At 71.3% G+C, this 17,652-nt stretch carries 18 protein-coding genes; 15 read left to right on the forward strand and 3 right to left on the reverse strand.

Features of this window, described 5'->3' with window-relative positions:
* Positions 1 to 57: 57 nt before the first annotated feature.
* Genes ABZ444_RS19055 through ABZ444_RS19070 form a run of 4 tightly spaced genes read left to right on the forward strand, consistent with a single transcriptional unit; the run spans position 58 to position 6,307 of the window.
* Entirely contained in the window at positions 58 to 246 is a 189-nt protein-coding gene (locus tag ABZ444_RS19055; protein WP_357998213.1) for a DUF6229 family protein, read from the forward strand.
* Between the two features lie 15 nt (positions 247 to 261).
* Positions 262 to 3,099, forward strand: a complete 2,838-nt coding sequence (locus ABZ444_RS19060) for a type 2 lanthipeptide synthetase LanM family protein (protein ID WP_357998216.1) — start codon at positions 262 to 264, stop codon at positions 3,097 to 3,099.
* Positions 3,096 to 4,967: an ATP-binding cassette domain-containing protein gene (locus ABZ444_RS19065; protein ID WP_357998219.1), complete on the forward strand. Its 1,872-nt coding sequence runs from the start codon at positions 3,096 to 3,098 to the stop codon at positions 4,965 to 4,967. Before ABZ444_RS19060 ends, ABZ444_RS19065 begins: the two co-directional genes overlap by 4 nt.
* Positions 4,964 to 6,307, forward strand: coding sequence for an FAD-binding oxidoreductase (locus tag ABZ444_RS19070; protein ID WP_357998222.1), 1,344 nt, complete (start codon positions 4,964 to 4,966; stop codon positions 6,305 to 6,307). Before ABZ444_RS19065 ends, ABZ444_RS19070 begins: the two co-directional genes overlap by 4 nt.
* On the opposite strand, the gene ABZ444_RS19075 is transcribed toward ABZ444_RS19070, so the two are convergent.
* Positions 6,262 to 6,471: a TetR family transcriptional regulator gene (locus ABZ444_RS19075; RefSeq protein ID WP_357998225.1), complete on the reverse strand. Its 210-nt coding sequence runs from the start codon at positions 6,469 to 6,471 to the stop codon at positions 6,262 to 6,264. The genes ABZ444_RS19070 and ABZ444_RS19075 overlap by 46 nt on opposite strands.
* A gap of 25 nt (positions 6,472 to 6,496) precedes the next feature.
* Here ABZ444_RS19075 and ABZ444_RS19080 point away from each other — a divergent pair, with 25 nt between their 5' ends.
* Together ABZ444_RS19080 and ABZ444_RS19085 are read left to right on the forward strand one after the other, a co-directional pair.
* Positions 6,497 to 7,522 (forward strand): VOC family protein, encoded by a 1,026-nt coding sequence (locus ABZ444_RS19080; protein ID WP_357998227.1) that lies wholly within the window; start codon positions 6,497 to 6,499, stop codon positions 7,520 to 7,522.
* Positions 7,523 to 7,709: 187 nt separating this feature from the next.
* Positions 7,710 to 7,877 carry a hypothetical protein gene (locus ABZ444_RS19085; RefSeq protein ID WP_357998230.1) on the forward strand — a complete coding sequence of 56 codons (168 nt, stop codon included), beginning with the start codon at positions 7,710 to 7,712 and terminating at the stop codon, positions 7,875 to 7,877.
* Between the two features lie 68 nt (positions 7,878 to 7,945).
* Here the strand turns inward: ABZ444_RS19085 and ABZ444_RS19090 are convergent, their stop codons facing one another.
* On the reverse strand, positions 7,946 to 8,482 hold the full coding sequence (locus ABZ444_RS19090; protein ID WP_357998233.1) for a helix-turn-helix domain-containing protein: 537 nt from the start codon (positions 8,480 to 8,482) through the stop codon (positions 7,946 to 7,948).
* 159 nt (positions 8,483 to 8,641) lie between these two features.
* Here ABZ444_RS19090 and ABZ444_RS19095 point away from each other — a divergent pair, with 159 nt between their 5' ends.
* The gene (locus ABZ444_RS19095) at positions 8,642 to 9,454 is read left to right on the forward strand and encodes an SDR family oxidoreductase (protein WP_357998236.1); all 813 of its coding nucleotides are present in this window, start codon (positions 8,642 to 8,644) and stop codon (positions 9,452 to 9,454) included.
* 307 nt (positions 9,455 to 9,761) lie between these two features.
* Here the strand turns inward: ABZ444_RS19095 and ABZ444_RS19100 are convergent, their stop codons facing one another.
* Positions 9,762 to 10,331, reverse strand: a complete 570-nt coding sequence (locus ABZ444_RS19100) for a TetR family transcriptional regulator (RefSeq protein WP_357998239.1) — start codon at positions 10,329 to 10,331, stop codon at positions 9,762 to 9,764.
* A gap of 54 nt (positions 10,332 to 10,385) precedes the next feature.
* On the opposite strand from ABZ444_RS19100, the gene ABZ444_RS19105 reads away from it, so the two are divergent.
* From ABZ444_RS19105 to ABZ444_RS19140, 8 genes are all read left to right on the forward strand, one after another.
* The gene (locus ABZ444_RS19105; protein ID WP_357998242.1) at positions 10,386 to 10,796 is read left to right on the forward strand and encodes a nuclear transport factor 2 family protein; all 411 of its coding nucleotides are present in this window, start codon (positions 10,386 to 10,388) and stop codon (positions 10,794 to 10,796) included.
* A gap of 490 nt (positions 10,797 to 11,286) precedes the next feature.
* Positions 11,287 to 11,913, forward strand: coding sequence for a LysE family translocator (locus tag ABZ444_RS19110; protein WP_357998245.1), 627 nt, complete (start codon positions 11,287 to 11,289; stop codon positions 11,911 to 11,913).
* 115 nt (positions 11,914 to 12,028) lie between these two features.
* Entirely contained in the window at positions 12,029 to 12,922 is an 894-nt protein-coding gene (locus tag ABZ444_RS19115; protein ID WP_357998247.1) for a LysR family transcriptional regulator, read from the forward strand.
* 82 nt (positions 12,923 to 13,004) lie between these two features.
* On the forward strand, positions 13,005 to 13,892 hold the full coding sequence (locus tag ABZ444_RS19120) for an alpha/beta hydrolase (protein WP_357998250.1): 888 nt from the start codon (positions 13,005 to 13,007) through the stop codon (positions 13,890 to 13,892).
* On the forward strand, positions 13,889 to 14,710 hold the full coding sequence (locus ABZ444_RS19125) for an LLM class flavin-dependent oxidoreductase (RefSeq protein WP_357998253.1): 822 nt from the start codon (positions 13,889 to 13,891) through the stop codon (positions 14,708 to 14,710). Before ABZ444_RS19120 ends, ABZ444_RS19125 begins: the two co-directional genes overlap by 4 nt.
* A 182-nt stretch (positions 14,711 to 14,892) precedes the next feature.
* Positions 14,893 to 15,093: an SDR family oxidoreductase gene (locus tag ABZ444_RS19130; protein ID WP_357998256.1), complete on the forward strand. Its 201-nt coding sequence runs from the start codon at positions 14,893 to 14,895 to the stop codon at positions 15,091 to 15,093.
* 93 nt (positions 15,094 to 15,186) lie between these two features.
* A complete protein-coding gene (locus ABZ444_RS19135) occupies positions 15,187 to 16,143 on the forward strand; it encodes an aldo/keto reductase (RefSeq protein ID WP_357998550.1) in 957 nt (318 codons plus the stop codon).
* Positions 16,144 to 16,442: 299 nt separating this feature from the next.
* On the forward strand, positions 16,443 to 17,585 hold the full coding sequence (locus tag ABZ444_RS19140) for a hypothetical protein (protein WP_357998259.1): 1,143 nt from the start codon (positions 16,443 to 16,445) through the stop codon (positions 17,583 to 17,585).
* The last annotated feature ends 67 nt before the right edge of the window (positions 17,586 to 17,652 follow it).

The raw sequence follows: 17,652 nt of genomic DNA on the forward strand, positions 1-17,652 counted from the left end.
CTATCAGGCGTTGCGTCGACCCCGAATCATGGTGCCAGATTCGAGAAGGGAGCGAACATGACTGTCACCCTAGAGAGGGCCGAGGAGATCATCGCCGCCTGGAGGGCGGGCGACGACCCGGAGAGCCCAGCAGGCCCGCTGATGCCCGGCATGTACGTCGAGTCGGAGATCACCATGACAGGGCCGGGCGGCTCCGGCAGATGCGGGACCGCCTGCTCGGGTTCCAGAACCTATCAGTGCTGCTGAGCAGGGGCGGAGCGCATGGCCGGTGAGTTCGACCCTCCGCTGGACCCGCTGATCGGCCCCGCACTGACCGACCTCGGGGCCCAGCTGCGCGCACTTACCGGTCTTGCGCCGGCCGAGCGCAGCGCCGTCCTGTCAGGCGCTGCGCTGTCCGTCGAGGAGGAGGTCCGCCGCAAGATCACCAGGGTGCTGGTGCTGGAGGTGAACGCCGCCCGCTTGTCCGGGCGCCTGACCGCCGCCGACCCCGCCGCCCGCTGGCGGGAGTGGCAGCGAAGTGTGGCGCAACCGGCATTCTGGAACGATCTGGCGGTGCTCTACCCCGGCATGATGCCGAGGCTCACGACGATCATCCGCAATCGATGCGCCGCCGCGTTCCGCCTGGCCGAACGCTTCGCCGCGGACCGCGCGAGGCTGGTCTCCCTTCCGGGAGCGCCGTCGGGCGAGCTCGACCGCGTCGAGTTCGGCGCCGGCGACAGCCACCGGGGCGGGCAGACGGTCGTCATGCTGCACGGCGGCGGCGGACGGGTGCTCTACAAGCCGCGTTCGCTGGCGGTGGACGCGGCGCTCGCCGACCTGCTCACGTACCTCGGCGTCCCGACCATGCGAGTGCCCGCCGTCGTGACCAGGCAGGGGTACGGCTGGGCCGAGCACATCGAGCACCGCCACTGCGCCGGCGACGGCGAACTGCGCGCGTTCTACCGGGGACTGGGCCACTGGCTGGCCCTCATGCGCCTGCTCGGCGGCAACGACCTGCACGCCGAGAACCTCATCGCCGCCGGGCCGCACCCCGTGGTCGTCGACTGCGAGAGCCTGTTCGCCCCGCACGCCAAGGCCCGCCCCTCGGGGTACGGCCGGGCCTTCGACACGGCGGTGGAGCTGGTGAACAGCTCGGTGCTGGGCATCGGGCTGCTCCCGGGACGAGGGGTGGCCCTGGGCTGGCGAGGCGTGGACATGTCGGCGGCGGGCGCGCTGCCCGGCCAGCAGCCGCAGATCGAGCTGCCGGTGGTGCTCGACGCCGGCACCGACAGCCCCAGGATGGGCACCGAGCGGGTGACGCTGCCGCCGGCGGCCAACCATCCCAGCCCCGAGCCGGTGCTCGGCCGGTACTGGGACCTGATCATCGCCGGCCTCGACGAGCTCGACGACCATCTGACCGAGCTGGACCGGTCGGGCAAGCTGGAGCCGCTGCTGGCGCCGTTCGCCGACTGTCCCGTCCGCGCGGTGCTGCGCTCCACCGAGTCGTACGCCGAGCTGGCGCGCATGTTGTGGCATCCGGCCGCGCTCCATGACGAGGCGGACGCCCGCGCGAAGGCCGCCCGGCTGCTGGCGAAGATGTCGGAGAACGTCCCCGGGGCCCCCGGCGACGCCGCGATCATCGCCGCGGAGGTGGACGAGCTGTGCCACGGTGACATCCCGATGTTCGACACCACGCCGCGCGTCGGCATGCTCCGCGGCCCCGCCGACACCAGGTGCGGCCCGGAGAGCGATCTGGTCGCCGATGCGGTGGCCCGCTGGCGGGAGCGCGACCACGGCCTGGACCGGGCGGTGGCTCAGGCGGCTCTGGTCAGCGCGTACCTCAACGAGGGCTGGATGCCGGACCTCGAACGGCTCCCGCCCGGCCTCGTCCGTACCGAACGGCTGGAGCCCAGGCGGCGCGCGGCGGCCGCCGGCATCCTCCGCGAGGTTCTGGACAGCGCCGTGCGCGGTACGGACGGCACGGTCACGTGGATCACGCCCGTGCTCGACGTCACCGGCTGGGCCGTGCAGCCGCTGTCGCTCGACCTGTACGGCGGAGCCCACGGCCTGGCGATCCTGCTGAGCGCCTACATCCGGGAAGCCGCGGACGGCAGGGCCGAGCCGATCGCGGAACTGGACGGGCTCCTGGAAGCGGTCCTGCGCACGATCCGCGCCATGGAGGACCGCGACGCCGCCAGGCGGCGGGAAGGGATACGCCTGCGGCCGGAGCCTCCCGGCGCCTACCTCGGGATCGCCTCGCAGGTGTGGAGCTGGCTGCTGCTGCGCTCCCTGGGTGTCGTCGGAGAGGAAGGGCTTCAGCGCGCCCGCGTTCTGGCAGGACTGCTGCCGGACTCGATCGAGGCCGACGACAGCTACGACCTGCTGTCAGGGATGGCGGGGGCGATCGTGCCGCTCCTCCTGCTGGGCCGGGAGACCGGCGAGGCGTGCTGGGCCCGGCTGTCCCGTACGATCGGGGAGCGCCTCGCGGGGCTGGCGGAGCGCCGCCCCGGCGGGGTGTGCTGGCCGAGCCTCCGCTTCCCGCAGGGGCTCGGAGGGCTGGCGCACGGCGCGAGCGGCATCGGCTGGGCCCTGGCGCGCCTCGCCGATTCCCCCGGTGACCATGAGGGCATGAGAGAGCTGGCCGAGGCCGCCTTCGCCTACGAGGACACCCTCTACGACGCCGAGCAGCGCGGCTGGCTGGACCTTCGCAACGACGGCTTCGCCGCCAAGGCGTGGTGCCACGGCGCGGGCGGGATCGGGCTCGTCGCCGCCGACCGGCGGGCCCGCGAGGGCGGCACCCTGTGGCGTGACAGGCTGGCGCGCGCCGCCGCCTCCTGCTGGGCCGACGGGATCGGCTGGAACCACACGCTCTGCCACGGCGACCTCGGCTGCTGGGAGACGATCGAGCAGGCCCGGGCCGCCGGTGTCGCCCCGGTCGAGCGGGACCGGCTGGACGCCGTCATCCTGGGCAGCCTGGAGACCAACGGCCCGGTCAGCGGCCTGGCCAGGGACGCCTTCGCGCCGGGCCTGCTGCCCGGCCTGGGCGGAGTGTCCTACCAGTTGCTCCGCATGCACCCCGAGTGCGCGCTGCCGTCCGTGCTGCTGCCGGACCTGGCATGAGCCCCGTGGACGAGAAGGTGGACGAGGAGCTCGTCACCCCCTACTGGCACCTCGACCAGCCGGACGGATCCCGCCGCACGCCGCGGCAACTGCTGGCGGTCACCGTGCCGGTGCTGCGGCTCATCTGGCGGTGCGGGCGCCGGTCCGCGATCGCCGTCCTCGTCCTTCAGCTGGCCGCGGGCGCCGCGACGGCCGGCGGGCTGCTGACGAGCGTGGCCGTGCTGGACGAGTTGCTCGCGTCAGGCGCGGCGCCCGACCGGCTCGTGGCGGCGGCCCCCGGCCTGGCGTTGGTCGCCGGGATCCTGGCGCTGCGCGGGGCGGCCGAAGCGGCGGTGGAGCTGGCCAGGGCGCGGCTGGAACCGGCGCTGCGCCGGGCCGCCGAGGAACGGCTGTTCGCCGCCGCCCTGGACGTGCAGCTCGCCGACTTCGACGACGCCGACTTCTACGACGGCCTGCACCGGGCCCGCGACCGCGGGTTGTTCCACCTCGACCGCGCGGTCGGCAACACGATCGACCTGCTCGGCGCCGTCTGCGGAGTGACGGCCGCGGTAGCCGGGCTGGCCGTCCTGCACCCCCTGCTGGTGCCGCTGCTCGTGGCCGGCATGATCCCGGAGGCCTGGGCGGTGCTGACGGTCGCGCGGCGCGGGTACGCCGGCATGCGGAGCATGGTCACGCTGAACCGCCGGGTGCAGATGCTCGCCGAGCTGTCCACCGAGCGGGAACCGGCGGCCGAGCTGCGCGCCTGCCAGGCCGAGCCGTACGTGCTGGCCGAGTACCGCCAGGTGGCGGACGTGCTGAGGAAGAGGGAGACCCAGGTCGGGGTGTCCATGGCGCGGGGCAGGACCGCGGGCCGCGCGCTGGCCGGCCTCGCTCTGGCCGGGGTGCTGGCCGTACTCGGTCTGATGTTGCACGCCGGCTGGATCGGGCCGGCCGCGGCGGGCACCGCGGTGATCGCCGTCAGGGTGGCCGCCGCGGCTCTGCGGCAGCTCACCCAGGCCGCCAACCAGCTGTTCGAACAGTCCCTGTACGTGGCCGACTACCAGGACTTCCTCACCGACGCCGACGCCAGGAAACGACCGGCGTCCGGCGTACCGGTCCCGCGTTCCCCGGAGTGCGTCACCCTGCGCGGCGTGGGCTTCGCCTACCCCGGCGGGCGGACTCCTGCGCTGCGCGACATCGACCTGACCATCCGCGCCGGGCAGACGATCGCGCTGGTCGGCGAGAACGGCTCGGGCAAGACCACCCTGGCCAGGCTCCTCGCCGGGCTCTACCGGCCGACCAGCGGAACCATGCGATGGGACGGGATCGACACCGCCCTCCTGGACCCGCGTACCCTGGCCGACCGGGTCGTCCTGGTCCCGCAGCACCCGGTCCGCTGGCCGCACGACGCCCGGACCAACGTCCGCATCGGCCGCCACGACCGCCCGGACCCGGACGACCACGCCCTGCGCGAGGCCGCCTCGCTCGCCGCCGCCGCAGACGTCGTCGCGGGCATGCCCGCGGGATGGCACACCCTGCTGTCCAAACACTTCAGGGGCGGCCACGAGCTGTCGGCCGGCCAGTGGCAACGCCTGGCCGTGGCCCGCGGACTGTTCCGGGACGGCGCCCTGCTCATCTGGGACGAGCCGACCGCGCCACTGGACGCCAAAGCGGAGTACGCCGTCTACGAGACCCTCCGCGCGATCGCCGGAGAACGGACCATCCTGCTCATCACGCACCGGCTGACCAGCGTCCGCCACGCCGACCGCATCTACCTGTTGCACCAGGGCCGCGTGGCCGAGGAGGGCACCCACGAGGACCTGCTGGCGCTGGGTGGACGCTACGCCGAGCTGTACGCGTTGCAGACCGGAAAGCCGGCCCGCCGATGACCGGCCCACACATGATCCGTCCGGGCGAGCCTGGCTACCAGGCCAGGCGCAAGCCCTTCCTCGGCACGCTCACCGAGAAGCTGCCCGCCGCCGTGGCCTGCTGCGCCTCCGAGGCGGACGTGGTCGGCGTCCTTGAGCTAGTCCGCGCCCGCGGCATGCCGTTCGCCCTGCGCGGCGGTGGTCACAGCTTCGCCGAGCACTCCTCCACGACCGGCCTGCTCGTCGATCTCAGCGCGGCGAACGAGATCGAGGTCGGCGCGGAGAGCGTGCGGGTGGGCCCCGGCGTGCGGATCGGCGAGCTGGCCCGGCGACTGGCCGAGCACGGGCGCATGGTGCCCTGCGGCTGGTGCCCGGCGGTCGGCGTCACCGGAGCGGTCCTGGGCGGTGGATACGGCGTGTTCAGCCGCCTGCACGGGCTCGGCGCCGACCACCTGCTCGCGGCGCGGGTGATCCTGGCCGACGGGTCGCGCGTCGAGGCGGACGACGATCTGCTGTGGGCGCTGCGCGGGGCCGGTGGCGGCAACTTCGGCGTGGTCACCCGCATGACGCTGCGTACCCGCCCCATCGTGCCGGTCACCGCTGTGCAGGCCGTCTGCGACTTCGAGCGGGCCGCCGACCTCATCGACGCCTGGCAGCGGTGGGCGCCCGAAGCGCCGGACGAGGTCAACCTGGAGATCGCCGTCATCTCCGGGGACGAGCCGGACGAGCCGCCGCAGGCCGTCCTCTTCGGCGTCGTCGCCGGCGCCGAGGAGCGGGCCGCCGAGGCCGTCGACGCGCTGGCGCCGCCGGGCCGCCTGCGGCTCACCCGGCTGGAGGGCGCGGCGGCCGCCTGCCACCACGCCTACGCCGACGGCGGGCAGGGCCCCGTCACCGAGCTGCCGTACGGCGAGCGGCCCGGGCTGCGCCTGAACAAGTCGGGTTTCTTCGACGGCCTCCTGCCGCGTACGGCCGTCGAGGACCTGCTGGACCGGCTGGTCGCCGACCGGGTGCGCGGCGAGATCCGGGACCTGGAGTTCGTGCCGTGGGCGGGCGCCATCGGCCGCCCGGCCTCCGACGCGACCGCGTTCGTCCACCGCGGCCCGCGGTTCCTGCTCAAGCAGGCCGTCCAGGTCGGTTTCCGCGCCCGCGACGAGCGGCGGCGGGAGGCGCACGCGTGGTTGCGCGAGTCGTGGGAACGGGTGTCGCCGTGGTCGTCCGGCGGGGTCTACCCCAACTACCCGGACGCCGACCTGGAGGACTGGGCCCGGGCCTACTACGGCGACAACCTCCCGCGCCTGCGCGAGATCAAGGCCGCCTACGACCCCACCGGCCTGTTCCGCTCCGCCCAGTCACTGCGCTGAGAGCCGGGCACGGTGGCCGCGAACACCTCTCGTGCGTGTCCCGCGGCGATCTGCTCGACGGTGGTGGCGTTGTAGCCGCGCTCACGGAAGAGCCTGAACGCTTCGCGCAGGATCGCCTTCCGGGTCCTTGCCTTCTTGCGTTCGCGTAGCCCGCTGTCACTCATGCACCAAATGCTATCGTCCACGCAAATGACTGTGTACTCTCAAACGCAAGTCAACTCTCGAATTTTCTCGGATACGGAGGGTCCCGTGATGGGCGACGACATCAACGGTCTGCATCACGTCGGGCACATCGTGCAGGACATGAACCAGGCGATGGAGCGATACCGCCGGCTCGGCTTCACCGTGCCGGCACCCGCCTATCCCGTCCTTCCGCGTGTCCCGGGAGGCCCCGCCGAACCGTTCGGAGTGGCCAACACCCATGTGTACTTCCCCCGCAACTTCATCGAGCTGGTAGCCGTCATCGACAACACCGGCCGCATGCCCGGCGAAGCCCGCCCCGTCCCGCTGCAGGCGCCTGACGACAAGCTGCCAGGGCTGAGGGCGGCCATCCGCGCCACCGCCGCCACCATCACGTCCTTGCTCCAGCGTTTCCAGGGCCTTCACATCGTGCTCGCCGATACGCCGGACATCGACGGCGTCGCCGCGCGGCTGACCGCCGCTGACGTTGGCCACGGTGGCGTGCACGCCATCCAGCGACCCGTCGAGACCAGCACCGGGACCAAGATGGAGCCCGCCCGCTACCTGGAGATCTCCCATCCCCATCTGCCCGCCGGACGTGTGCCGGAAGGCAGGATCGGATTCGCCGAGAACACTCCAGTCGAGGCGCTGGAGGACGAGCGGCACACCGACCATCCCAACGGCGCCACCGGGCTGGTCGAATGTGTGCTGTGCGTCGCCGACTCGGCGTTGCCCGAGCTTGAGCACCGCTACGGCACCTACTTCGGCCAGGCGCGGGATGGCCGGGTGACGCGTTTCGACCGGGCGAACATCACCATCGTGGCCGCATCGGCGCTCGCCGGTCTGCTGCCGGGTGAACGCCCGGCGGCCCTGCCGGCGTTCGTCGCCTACACGGTGTCCGTACGCGACATCGCCGCCACCGAGCGGCTCCTGCGCGACAACGACATCCCGGTCACCCACACCGGTACCGGAGAGATGTTCGTGCCCGCCAACGCCGCCCTGGGCGCCGCGATCATCTTCCGCCAGGACGACTGAGGCAACCTCCGCGCGACGAGGCTGCCGCATGGAGTCGTCAACGGGATGAGAGCCACCCCAACGCCGAGGCCGACTGCCGGGACCGCGGTCAGGACGGTGTCGCCCCGGCCGCCCCCACGCGGCCAGTGACCCCGACGACGCGCCACCGAGCGGCCGTGAGCCCGCGCTCGCCCGCCGCGCCGCCGGCTTGGCCACCATCGTCGCCGGCGCCGCCCGGGCCTTCATGCAGCACCCGCACGTCATCGAATCCGACGACGAGACGGCGATCGGCATGGCGATCGACACGGCCATCATCGACACGGCCATCACCGCCGCCATGGACGTCCTTCGCGAAGCCGTCGAAGACTTCGCATGACCACGACCCTGTCCGTCGGCGTTCGGCAACGGGGCGGGGTGTGGCCGTCGCAGTGCGCGGGATCCCGCCTACCGGGCGGAGCCCTCATCTCCGAGAGCGGAGTGTTGTCGCAGGTCGGCGACCTCCGGGCGATTCTTCCGCGCGATCATGAGAGCCTCGGGGAAGCCGGGGCCGTGGACGACGTGGATCTGCGCGAGGTCGGTGACCTCCCCGCAGGTGTCGCAGGTGGTCTGCTCGGTGATCGCCCCATCGCAACCGGTGTGCCGGTACAGAATGGGCGGGCCGCCGGGCGCCGCCCATCGATCACCCCACTGCGTCAGCGCGATGATCACGGGTGCCAGGTCGAGTCCCTTCCGGGTCGCGGCATAGCCGCTCCGATCGGGGTGTTCCTTGCTCGATCGGCGTTCGAGGACGCCCGCGTCGACCAGGCCGTCCAAGCGTTTGGCCAGGATGTTGGTCGCGATGCCCAGGCGCTGGAAGTCGGCGAACCGGGTCGCCCCGGCGAACAGCACGTCACGCACGATCAGCAGGCTCCATCGCTCGCCGATGACCTCCAGTGCCCTGGCGGCCGAGCACACCTGCGTGTCGTAGGTCTTGCCCAGCATGGCGATCCCACCTCCCAGAGGAGCACTTGCGTCATGCAAGGCTACCCCACTAGCCTCGCTTGCATCACGCAAGTGAGCTCTCGCATGCCGGACGGCGGCATGGCCGCGACCAGGGAGCCCGCCTGTCCATCCGGAAGAACAATCATGTGGAGGTCACCGATGAGTGGATTGCTGCTCAAGGACAAGAGCGCCGTGATCTATGGAGGCGGCGGTGCCATCGGCGGCGCCATCGCACGGGTCTTCGCCCGGGAGGGCGCGAGGGTCTTCATCGCCGGGCGGACGCGGGCGAAGCTGGACGCCGTGGCGCGTGACATCGCCACCGCGGGCGGAACGGTCGAGACCGCGCAGGTCGACGTGCTCGACCAGGAGGCGGTCGAGAAGCACGCCGACGCGGTCGCGGCGACGGCCGGCGGCATCGACATCGCCGTCAACGCCGTGAGCGTCCAGCACGACCAGGGGACTTCGCTGGCGGATCTGTCGCTGGAGGAGTTCATGCGGCCGATCGACGGCTTCTTGCGGACGCTGTTCATCACCAGCAAGGCCGTCGCCCGGCACATGGGGGGCGAGCGTCCCGGTGTGATCCTGACGCTGTCGGAGCCGGGTGCCAAGCTGGCCGTAGGCGGCATCCTGGGACACGCCGTGAGCGCGGCCGGCAAGGAGGCGTTCTCCCGGGTTCTGGCCGCGGAGCTGGCGCCGAGCAACGTCCGGGTCATCGGCATCCGTCCCCACGCCGTCGTCGACGCGCCGGCAGCCGGTTCCTACACCAAGGAGCTCTTCGAGCAGACCGCGGCAGCGGCCGGGCAGTCGGTCCAGGAGATGCTCGAAGGCGGGGCGATGGCGCAGGGGACGCTGCTCAAGAGGCTTCCGACGCTCTCCGAGATCGCGGAGACGGCCGCGTTCCTGGCTTCGGATCGAGCGGGGGCCATGACCGGGACGATCGCCAACCTGACCAGCGGCGCGATCGTCGACTGAGCGAGGACGCAACTCGCCGGCGGCACGGTCATGGCGCTGCCTGGCGCGTCGTGCGGTGCCGTGCCAGTCGGCAATGTCCTGCGTCGGACGCGACGTGGCTGTCGCGGGACCTGAGCTGACCGGCTCGCGCGGGTCATCGGGGCGCGGGGATCGGCCCACGCGAGACGCGCCGCGCGGCCGGGGGCTTCAGGCCGCGCGGGAGCCGGTCCCGGAATGTCGCGATCCCTCGCCGCTGGTGGTGTGCAGGCCGGTCCACTGCACTTCGCATGCTCGCGATGACCTTGCGCGCGGCCGGCGAGCGTGCCGATCAAGGGTTGGGATGCTCGCCCGCCAGGCTTTCGAAGCAGGGACGCAGGAGCTCGATGATGTCGTCGGCGGAGGCATCGGCGAGCGCGCTCAGCTTGAGAAGGTGACGGTCGATGACCACGCCGGTGATGATGGCCGTGATCAGGGCCGCCCGCAGGTCCGCGTTCCGGTGCGGGATGGCCTCGCCGACCCGGGACAGCCAGGCACGCCCGCTGTCGCGGAAGTCGTCACTGGCGCCGGCGTGGGTGAGTACGGAACGCAACAGCGCCAGCGACGCCGCCGGTTCGTCGTCGAGGCGTCTGCGCAGCATCGAGAGCAGCGCTTCGGCGGGCTCGCCGGGCGGCAGTTCGTGGGTCTCGACCTGGACGGCCTGTGTGAAGAGCTGTTCCTTGGAGCCGAAGTAGTGCATCACCAGGCCGGCGTTGACCCCGGCCGCGGCGGCGACGGCGCGAATGGTGGTGTGTTCGTAACCCAGTTCGGCGAAGGCCTGCCGGGCCGCGGCGAGGATGCGCTGCTGCGTGTCGAGGCGCTGCTGCGCACGCGTACGGCTGGGCTTGGACGACTCACTCACCGGCTCATTGTACGGGCGTTGACCCAACCACCCATTTCGCTATACGCTCGTTCAATGAACATGCGTACAACGAAAGTCGTGACGGACATCCTCCAGGCGGGCAGGACGGGAGACCACGAACGATTCCTCGACCTCATGGCTCCCGACGCCGTGATCGAGTGGCCGTACCGGCTGGAAGGCATGCCGGCCAAGCTGTGCGGCCGGGCGGAGATCGCCGCGTTCGTCTCCGCGCAGGGCTCGCTGATCAGCTTCGACGAATATGTCGACCTGGTGATGCACGAGACTGTCGACCCTGAGGTGATCATCGTCGAATACACCGTGAACGGCACGGTGACTGGCACAGGAGCGCCGTTCACCCAGCGGATCATCGCCGTGCTCCGGGTCCGCGACGGGCAGGTGGTGTCCTACCGGGACTACATCAACCCGCTCCCGCTCATGAAGGTGCTGGAGTCCCATGACGCGTGAACCGCCCCCGATGCCACACGGCGAGCACCGCACGGCGTCTTCGGAATCGTCATCGATGAGGCACCTCCTGCGTCCTCCCGTCGCCCGGGCGCGAAAGGACCGGCTGGAAGCCTGTTGACAGAGCATTCGGCCGCTGTCGCCGGGACCAAAGACGCCCTGGCGGAGACCTTCTTCACCTGAGATGCCCGCGGACAAGAACGGGCTCCTGGTGGCCGAGGCGTTGTCTGCACAACTCGGCGACCAGGAGCCCGTGCTTGTCTGTTGCACGCCCGCACAGGTAGCAGGTGATCCGGAACTTCGGGCGCGCCATCAAGGTCTCCCATGTCCCCGCTGAACGGTTTGGTGCGTTCTCATGCCGGCACATGGAAGTCACCCCGACCGGGGCTTTGGAGAAGAGGTCAGCGCACTGACTTCGAGGTGGACTGGCGCCGTGTTTGGCGCCAGCGGGCAAGTCCCCACACGCACCCTTACGAAGGGAAAAATAGCCCGAATGCCGATTGATTCGCACCTGCTCGCTGTGTTCACGGCGACCACCATCGTTGCTCTGATCACCCCCGGCCCCGACATGCTGTTCGTCATGGGATGCGGTATGCGGGGCGGCGCGCGAGCCGGGCTGCTCGCCACGCTCGGCGTGATCACGGGTGACGCGTTGTACATCGCCGCAGCCGCAGCCGGCCTCTCCATGCTGTTGACGGCGTTTCCCGTCGTGTTCACGGTGTTGCGGCTCGCCGGCGCCGCGTACCTGATCCACCTCGGCGTGCAGATGCTCCGCAACCTCAAGAAGGGGCAAGCCGCCGATTCGGCCGGCGGGATGACCGGCAGGCGAGCCTTCCTCAACGGCGTGGTGTCCTCTGCGGCCAACCCACAGACGTTCGCGTTCATGGTCGCTTTCCTGCCCCAGTTCATTGATCGCGGGGCAGGGCCTGTCTGGCTGCAGTTCACCATCCTGGGCGCGGTGCTGATCCTCTTGGAGTTCCTGGCCGACGCGACGGTCGGCGTGCTGGCGGGGCGGATCGGTGGCTGGCTGCGCGATCGGCAGGCGGTGCGCCGCCGGCTCGACGCCGCGACCGGGACCGTGTTCGTCGGCTTGGGCATCACTCTCGCGACCCAACGCTAGGATTCGAGCCCCTCGCTCCGCCTCGTCGACCAGATCGAACGCTGGGATCACCTGTACATCAACAAAAGCGATTATTTCTGCATAGATCGATCGTTTCTATCGATACTCTGGTGCCATGGCTGACGTGGAGCTGCGCCACCTGAGGACGATGGCCGCCATCGCCGAGGAGGGGACGTTCGGCCGGGCGGCGGTTCGCCTCGGCTACACCCAGTCGTCGGTGAGCCAGCAGATCGCCGCGCTGGAGAAGGCGGTCGGCGGGGCCGTCTTCGACCGGCCAGGAGGTCCAAGGCCGGTACGCACCACTGCTCTCGGCGAGCTGGTCCTGGCCCACGGACGCGAGCTGCTCTCGAGGTCGGAGGCGCTGACCGACGCCGTCGATCGTTTCAAGGCGGGTCATGGCCGGATCGACATCGGCACCTTCCAGGGCGCGACCCGGCTGATCCTGCCGGCTGTGGTGCGCGGGTTGCTGAGCGAGCACCCCGGCTGCGACATCAGGCTCTCGGAGGTGGAACCGGAGGACCCGAACATCGGAGATCTTGACCTGTTGTTCCACTACGACCGGATCGACGGCGCCGTCGAACACGTCGAGCTGCTGGACGAGCCGTACCTCCTGGTGGCCGCCGCAGGCGCGTTCCCCGATGGCCCGGTACCGGTCAAGCTGCTCGACGACACTCCGATGGTCGCCTGGCCGCCCACCGTCCACCAAAGATGGCTGGAACGGGAGCTCGCCGGCGCGGGCGCCCGGCCGCGGATCGTGTTCCGCACGGCCGGCCACGAAGCCGTCGTGTCGATGGTGCGAGTGGGCCTGGGCTCAGCGGTGTTGCCCTGGCTCGCCCTCCTGGGCTCAGACGTATGGTCCGACGACCGGCTCGGCATCCATCGGCTGGAACCGTCGCCTGCCTGCACGTGGTACCTGTACTGGCCGGCCGGGCGCACCCGGTCGCCCCTCGCGGCCCGGGCCATCGACCTCGCCGTCGAAGCCGCCGCCGAGCTGGCCGGCCAGATGTGACCCGGTATATCGCTGTAGGCGATCGACTCGATCGAAAATCATAGCTTTTCGCGATGGGGTAGCCAGGCTTAGCGTGCCGGACATGAACGCCAGTCAAGATCACCCCGAGCGACTTCTCGGGATCAACGGTATAGAGCTCTGCGTCCAGACGTTCGGCGACCCGACCGCGCCCGCCCTGCTGCTCATCGGCGGCGCCGAGGCGTCGATGGACTGGTGGGACGAGGAGTTCTGCGAGCGCCTCGCCGCCGGCGGCCGGCACGTCATCCGGTACGACACCCGGGACACCGGCCGCTCCACGACCTTCCCGCCCGGCGCGCCGCCGTACGGAAGCGACGCCCTGCTCGACGATGCCGTCGGCCTGCTCGACGAACTCGGCATCGCGGCCGCCCACATCGTCGGCGTCTCCATGGGCGGCGGAATCGCCCAGCGCCTGGCAGTGCGCCACCCCGGCCGGGTCGCCTCCCTGACGCTCATCGCCACCAGCCCGGGCGGCCCCGGCGGCCCCGACCGCTCTGACCTGCCGCCGATGAGCGCCGAACTGGCGAAGCGGTTCGCCGAGGACGGCGACCATACGCCCGACTGGTCCGACCGCGAGGCCGTCATCGCCTACTACACCGACGGCGAGCGCACCTTCGCGGGCACCATTCCCGTCGACCAGGAGCGGGTGCGCCGCGTCGTCGGCCGCGTCTGGGACCGCAGCCCGTCCCCTGCCTCGGCGCAGAACCACTGGCAGCTCGACGGCGGCGAGCCCGTCCGCGCCCGCCTCGGCGAGATCGCGGCGCCCACGCTGGTGTTGCACGGCACCGCGGACCCGCTGCTCCCGTACGGGCACGGCGAGGCGCTGGCACGGGAGATCCCGGGAGCGCGGCTGGTCCCGCTCGAGGGCATGGGGCACCAGATGCCGCCGCCGGAGCTCTGGGACATCGCGATCGCAGAGATCCTTTCGGTCTCCGGAGGAGAGCGACCGTGAACCTGCGATCGGCACTCTGGCTGCCGCTCTTCGACGAGCTCGCCGACCCGCGGGCGGTGGCGAACCTGGCCGCCGACGCCGAGGAAGCCGGGTGGGACGGCTGCTTCGTGTGGGATCACCTGTCCTGGCGGGCACCGGTCCAGCAGGTCGCCGACTCGTGGATCACGCTGGCGGCGATCGCGACCGCCACCGAGCGGCTGCGGCTCGGTCCGATGGTGTCGACGCTCGCCCGCCGGCGGCCGGCCAAAGTGGCGCGGGAGACCGCGACACTGGACCAGCTGAGCGACGGCCGTCTCACCCTTGGCGTCGGACTCGGCAGCGATCGGTTCGGCGGCGAGCTGTCCAAGACCGGCGAGCAGCTCGACGACCGGCAGCGGGGACGGATGCTCGACGAATCCTTGGCCATCCTGGCCGCCGCATGGTCCGGGGAGCCGGTGCGCCATCGCGGCGAGCACTACACCGTCGACGACATCACGTTCCTGCCGCAGCCGGTTCAGCGGCCAGGCGTGCCGGTGTGGGCCGCCGGATTCCCCGGCAACGTCAAGCCGATCCGCCGGGCCGCCCGGCTCGACGGCTTCTTTCCGATCAACCTGGAGCACCCGGACCAGCTCGCCGAGGTCGCCGGCACCCTCACCGAACTGCGACACGGCGACATGGGCTCGTACGACATCGCCGTCAGCCTGCCCGCCGACGTCGACCCGCTGCCGTACGCCGCCGTCGGCGCGACCTGGTGGCTGACGGAGTTCGACCCGGGTGTACGGCTCGACACGGTACGCGGCGTACTCCGCGACGGCCCGGCGAACCCGGGCGGCGCCTGAGCCGCTCCCCCAAGACGCCGAACGCCCGCCCTTGATCGCGGTCCTGGAAGCATCGTCCACCGTCTGGACGTCGCCGACGCGTCTCGTGGGCCGCCCTGACCGTCTGGCTGCGCGACACCCACGGCCGGGTCGCCGGCCGGGTCAACCACGCCGGCGTCAGCCGCCGGGCCCGACTCGGCGAAGTGACCGCCGATGACCGCCTCCGCCTCGCCACCCTCGCCCGGACCCCGCCATGCCGGGCCGGGACCGTCGAGGACGTCACACCGCTGGTGGTCTTCCTGATCTCCGACGAGTCGTCCCGCATCGGCGGCGCGGAGATCCCCGTGGACGGCGGGCACACCGCCCACGGCGGTGCGAAGTCCATCTCCGACGCGCTCCGCTGACCGGCGATTCATCATTCCGCTCCCGGGCAGACCGCATGGTCTGATCGGATGGAGAGGAGAAACGTCGTGAACGGCGAGGTGCATCAGGATCGGATGACCCGGCGGTTGTGGCCCGGCGGTCCGGAGGTGGGCGCGGTCGGGCTCGGCTGCATGGGGATGACGTGGGCATACGGTGACTCCCCCGACGCCGAGGACCCCCGTACCGTCATCGGGCGGGCGCTGGACCTGGGCGTGAACTTCCTCGACACCGCCGACGTGTACGGACCCTTCACCAACGAGGAGACCGTCGGCAGGGCCATCGCCGGGCGGCGGGAGGAGGTCGTGCTCGCCACCAAGGGCGGCAACGTCGCGCGGACCACCGGGAACGGCGCCCCCGCCCTGCCCATGCCGGACGGAAGGCCCGAGCATCTGCGCGCGGCCGTCGACGCCTCGCTCCGGCGGCTGGGCGTGGACCATGTCGACCTGTACTACCTGCACCGCCCGGACCCCGAGGTGCCGGTCGAGGAGAGTGTCGGCGCCCTGGCCGAGATGGTGGCCGCGGGCAAGGCGCTGGCCGTGGGGGTCTCGGAGTTCAGCCTGGAACAGCTCGACCGGGCGCAGGCCGTCCACCCGATCAAGGCCGTGCAGTCGGAGCTGTCCCTGTGGACGAGGGACCACCTGTCCACGTCGCTGGAGTGGTGCGCCCGCCACGACGCCGCCTTCGTCGCCTACTCTCCGCTCGGCCGCGGTTTCCTGACCGGCCGCTTCCGTGAGGCCGGCTTCTCCCCGGACGACTACCGCTCCCGCAATCCCCGCTTCCAGGCGGAGAACCTGAAGGCCAACCTGGTCATCGTGGACGCGGTCGAGCGGATCGCCGCACGGCACCAGGCCACCGCGGCCCAGGTCGCCCTCGCCTGGACGCTCGCCCAGGGAGAGCGCGTCGTCCCGATTCCGGGGAGCCGGCGCCGCTCACGCGTGGAGGAGAACGCCGCCGCGGCACGCCTCGAACTCACCCCGGAAGACCTCGCGGATCTGGACGCGTTGCCCGCACCGGTCGGCAGCCGGTACTGACACGCCGGCTCCACGAGGGGGATCCGCAAGTCTCACAACTCTACGCTATCACCCGCAACATAGAGTAGTCGGACGTCGTCGGGCCAGGGCATCTCGTACCGGAGCGCAGGGTGACGCAGGTGGGGGTCGGGATGCCGCGATCTCGTGCCGTCGCTTCTGGAGGGTGACCGTCCAGATCCACCGCCTGCGCCCGGCGCTCGGCTACCGGCCACCTCTCGAGGTACTGAACGAGTCCTTCGCGCTGTGGAGGCGCCAGAAACGTCACATCACGCCCGAGTGTCTGCGAGACTCCGGAAACCATGAAGATCTTGTGGATCGTCTGCGCCCTGGTCCTGGCGGGCTGCGCGGCAGCTCCAGCGAGCACCGTGCCGAGGACTCCGGCGGCGAGCACGACCCCCGTCGCGTCGCCCAAGGAGAGCGACCTCGACGACGAGGAGGACGAGGGTGCCTCTGACGGCAGGGCCACCACGGTGCTCGACGTGGCGGTGGCGGGCCCGGAGGCGGCCTGGGCGGTCGGCCATGCCGTAACAGCGGAGGACGAGCCGTCCGTCGGCGTGCTCCTGCGGATGGACCGCGACGGGTGGCGTGTCGACCAGCGTCTGTCCGAGCGGTTCCCCGACGCGATCGACTCCATCGTGTCGGGCGTGGACGCCGACGGACCGAACGAGGTCTGGGCAGTCGGCGACACCGGCGACCTCGACGGGGACTCCGATGAGGTGCGGCTCCCCTTCGCCCTGCGCTGGGACGGCCGGCGTTGGAAGACGTTCGGCCCTGCACAGCTCCCGAAGGTCGGCGCGCTGGCCGACGTCGCCGTGGACGGTTCGCGGGCGTTCCTGATCGGCAGGCGCGGGGAGGGCAAGACGTCCGTCCCCGTCCTTGTGACCTGGAACGGCAGGCGTTTCGGCAAGCAGGAGGTCCCGCGCGGAGGCAGATTCCACGCCGTGGACGCCGGAGCCGGGCAGGTGTGGATCGCGGGCAGCTCCTCCAGCGGGCGATGCGCTGATTCGCGCCCGGCGATCTGGCACAGTGCGACTCCCGGCAGCGCGCCGGTGGAGATGCGGCTGCCCGCGCTGGGGCAGGGCACGCTCCGGCACATCTGGCAGAACCGGCCGTCCGACGTGTGGGCCGTGGGTGAGCGCGGCACCTCGGGGGACTGTGACGAGTACGGTACAGGCAAGCCGCTGATCCTGCACTGGAACGGAAGCTCCTGGACGCAGGTCGAACCCCCCAGGTGGAAAGGCTCGCTGTACGGCGTCGCCGCCGTCGGCGAGGACGACGTGTGGGTGGTGGGTTACGAAGAGGACGTGACGACCGAAGTCACGTTGCTGCACTACGACGGGCGGCAGTGGAAGCGCAAGGCCGGGTACACCGAAGGCGGCTCGAACGTCTCCGGCCTCGCCCGGGTCGACGCCAACCTGCTGCTGGCCGCCGGGGACCGCTGAGTCGACCACTCTCTCCGAAGTGAGACGGCTCCCCGATTGGCCCCCATCGACTCCAGCCATGAGAAAA

Origin of the sequence: Nonomuraea sp. NPDC005730, from assembly GCF_040630865.1 — a bacterium.
Lineage (GTDB): Bacteria > Actinomycetota > Actinomycetes > Streptosporangiales > Streptosporangiaceae > Nonomuraea.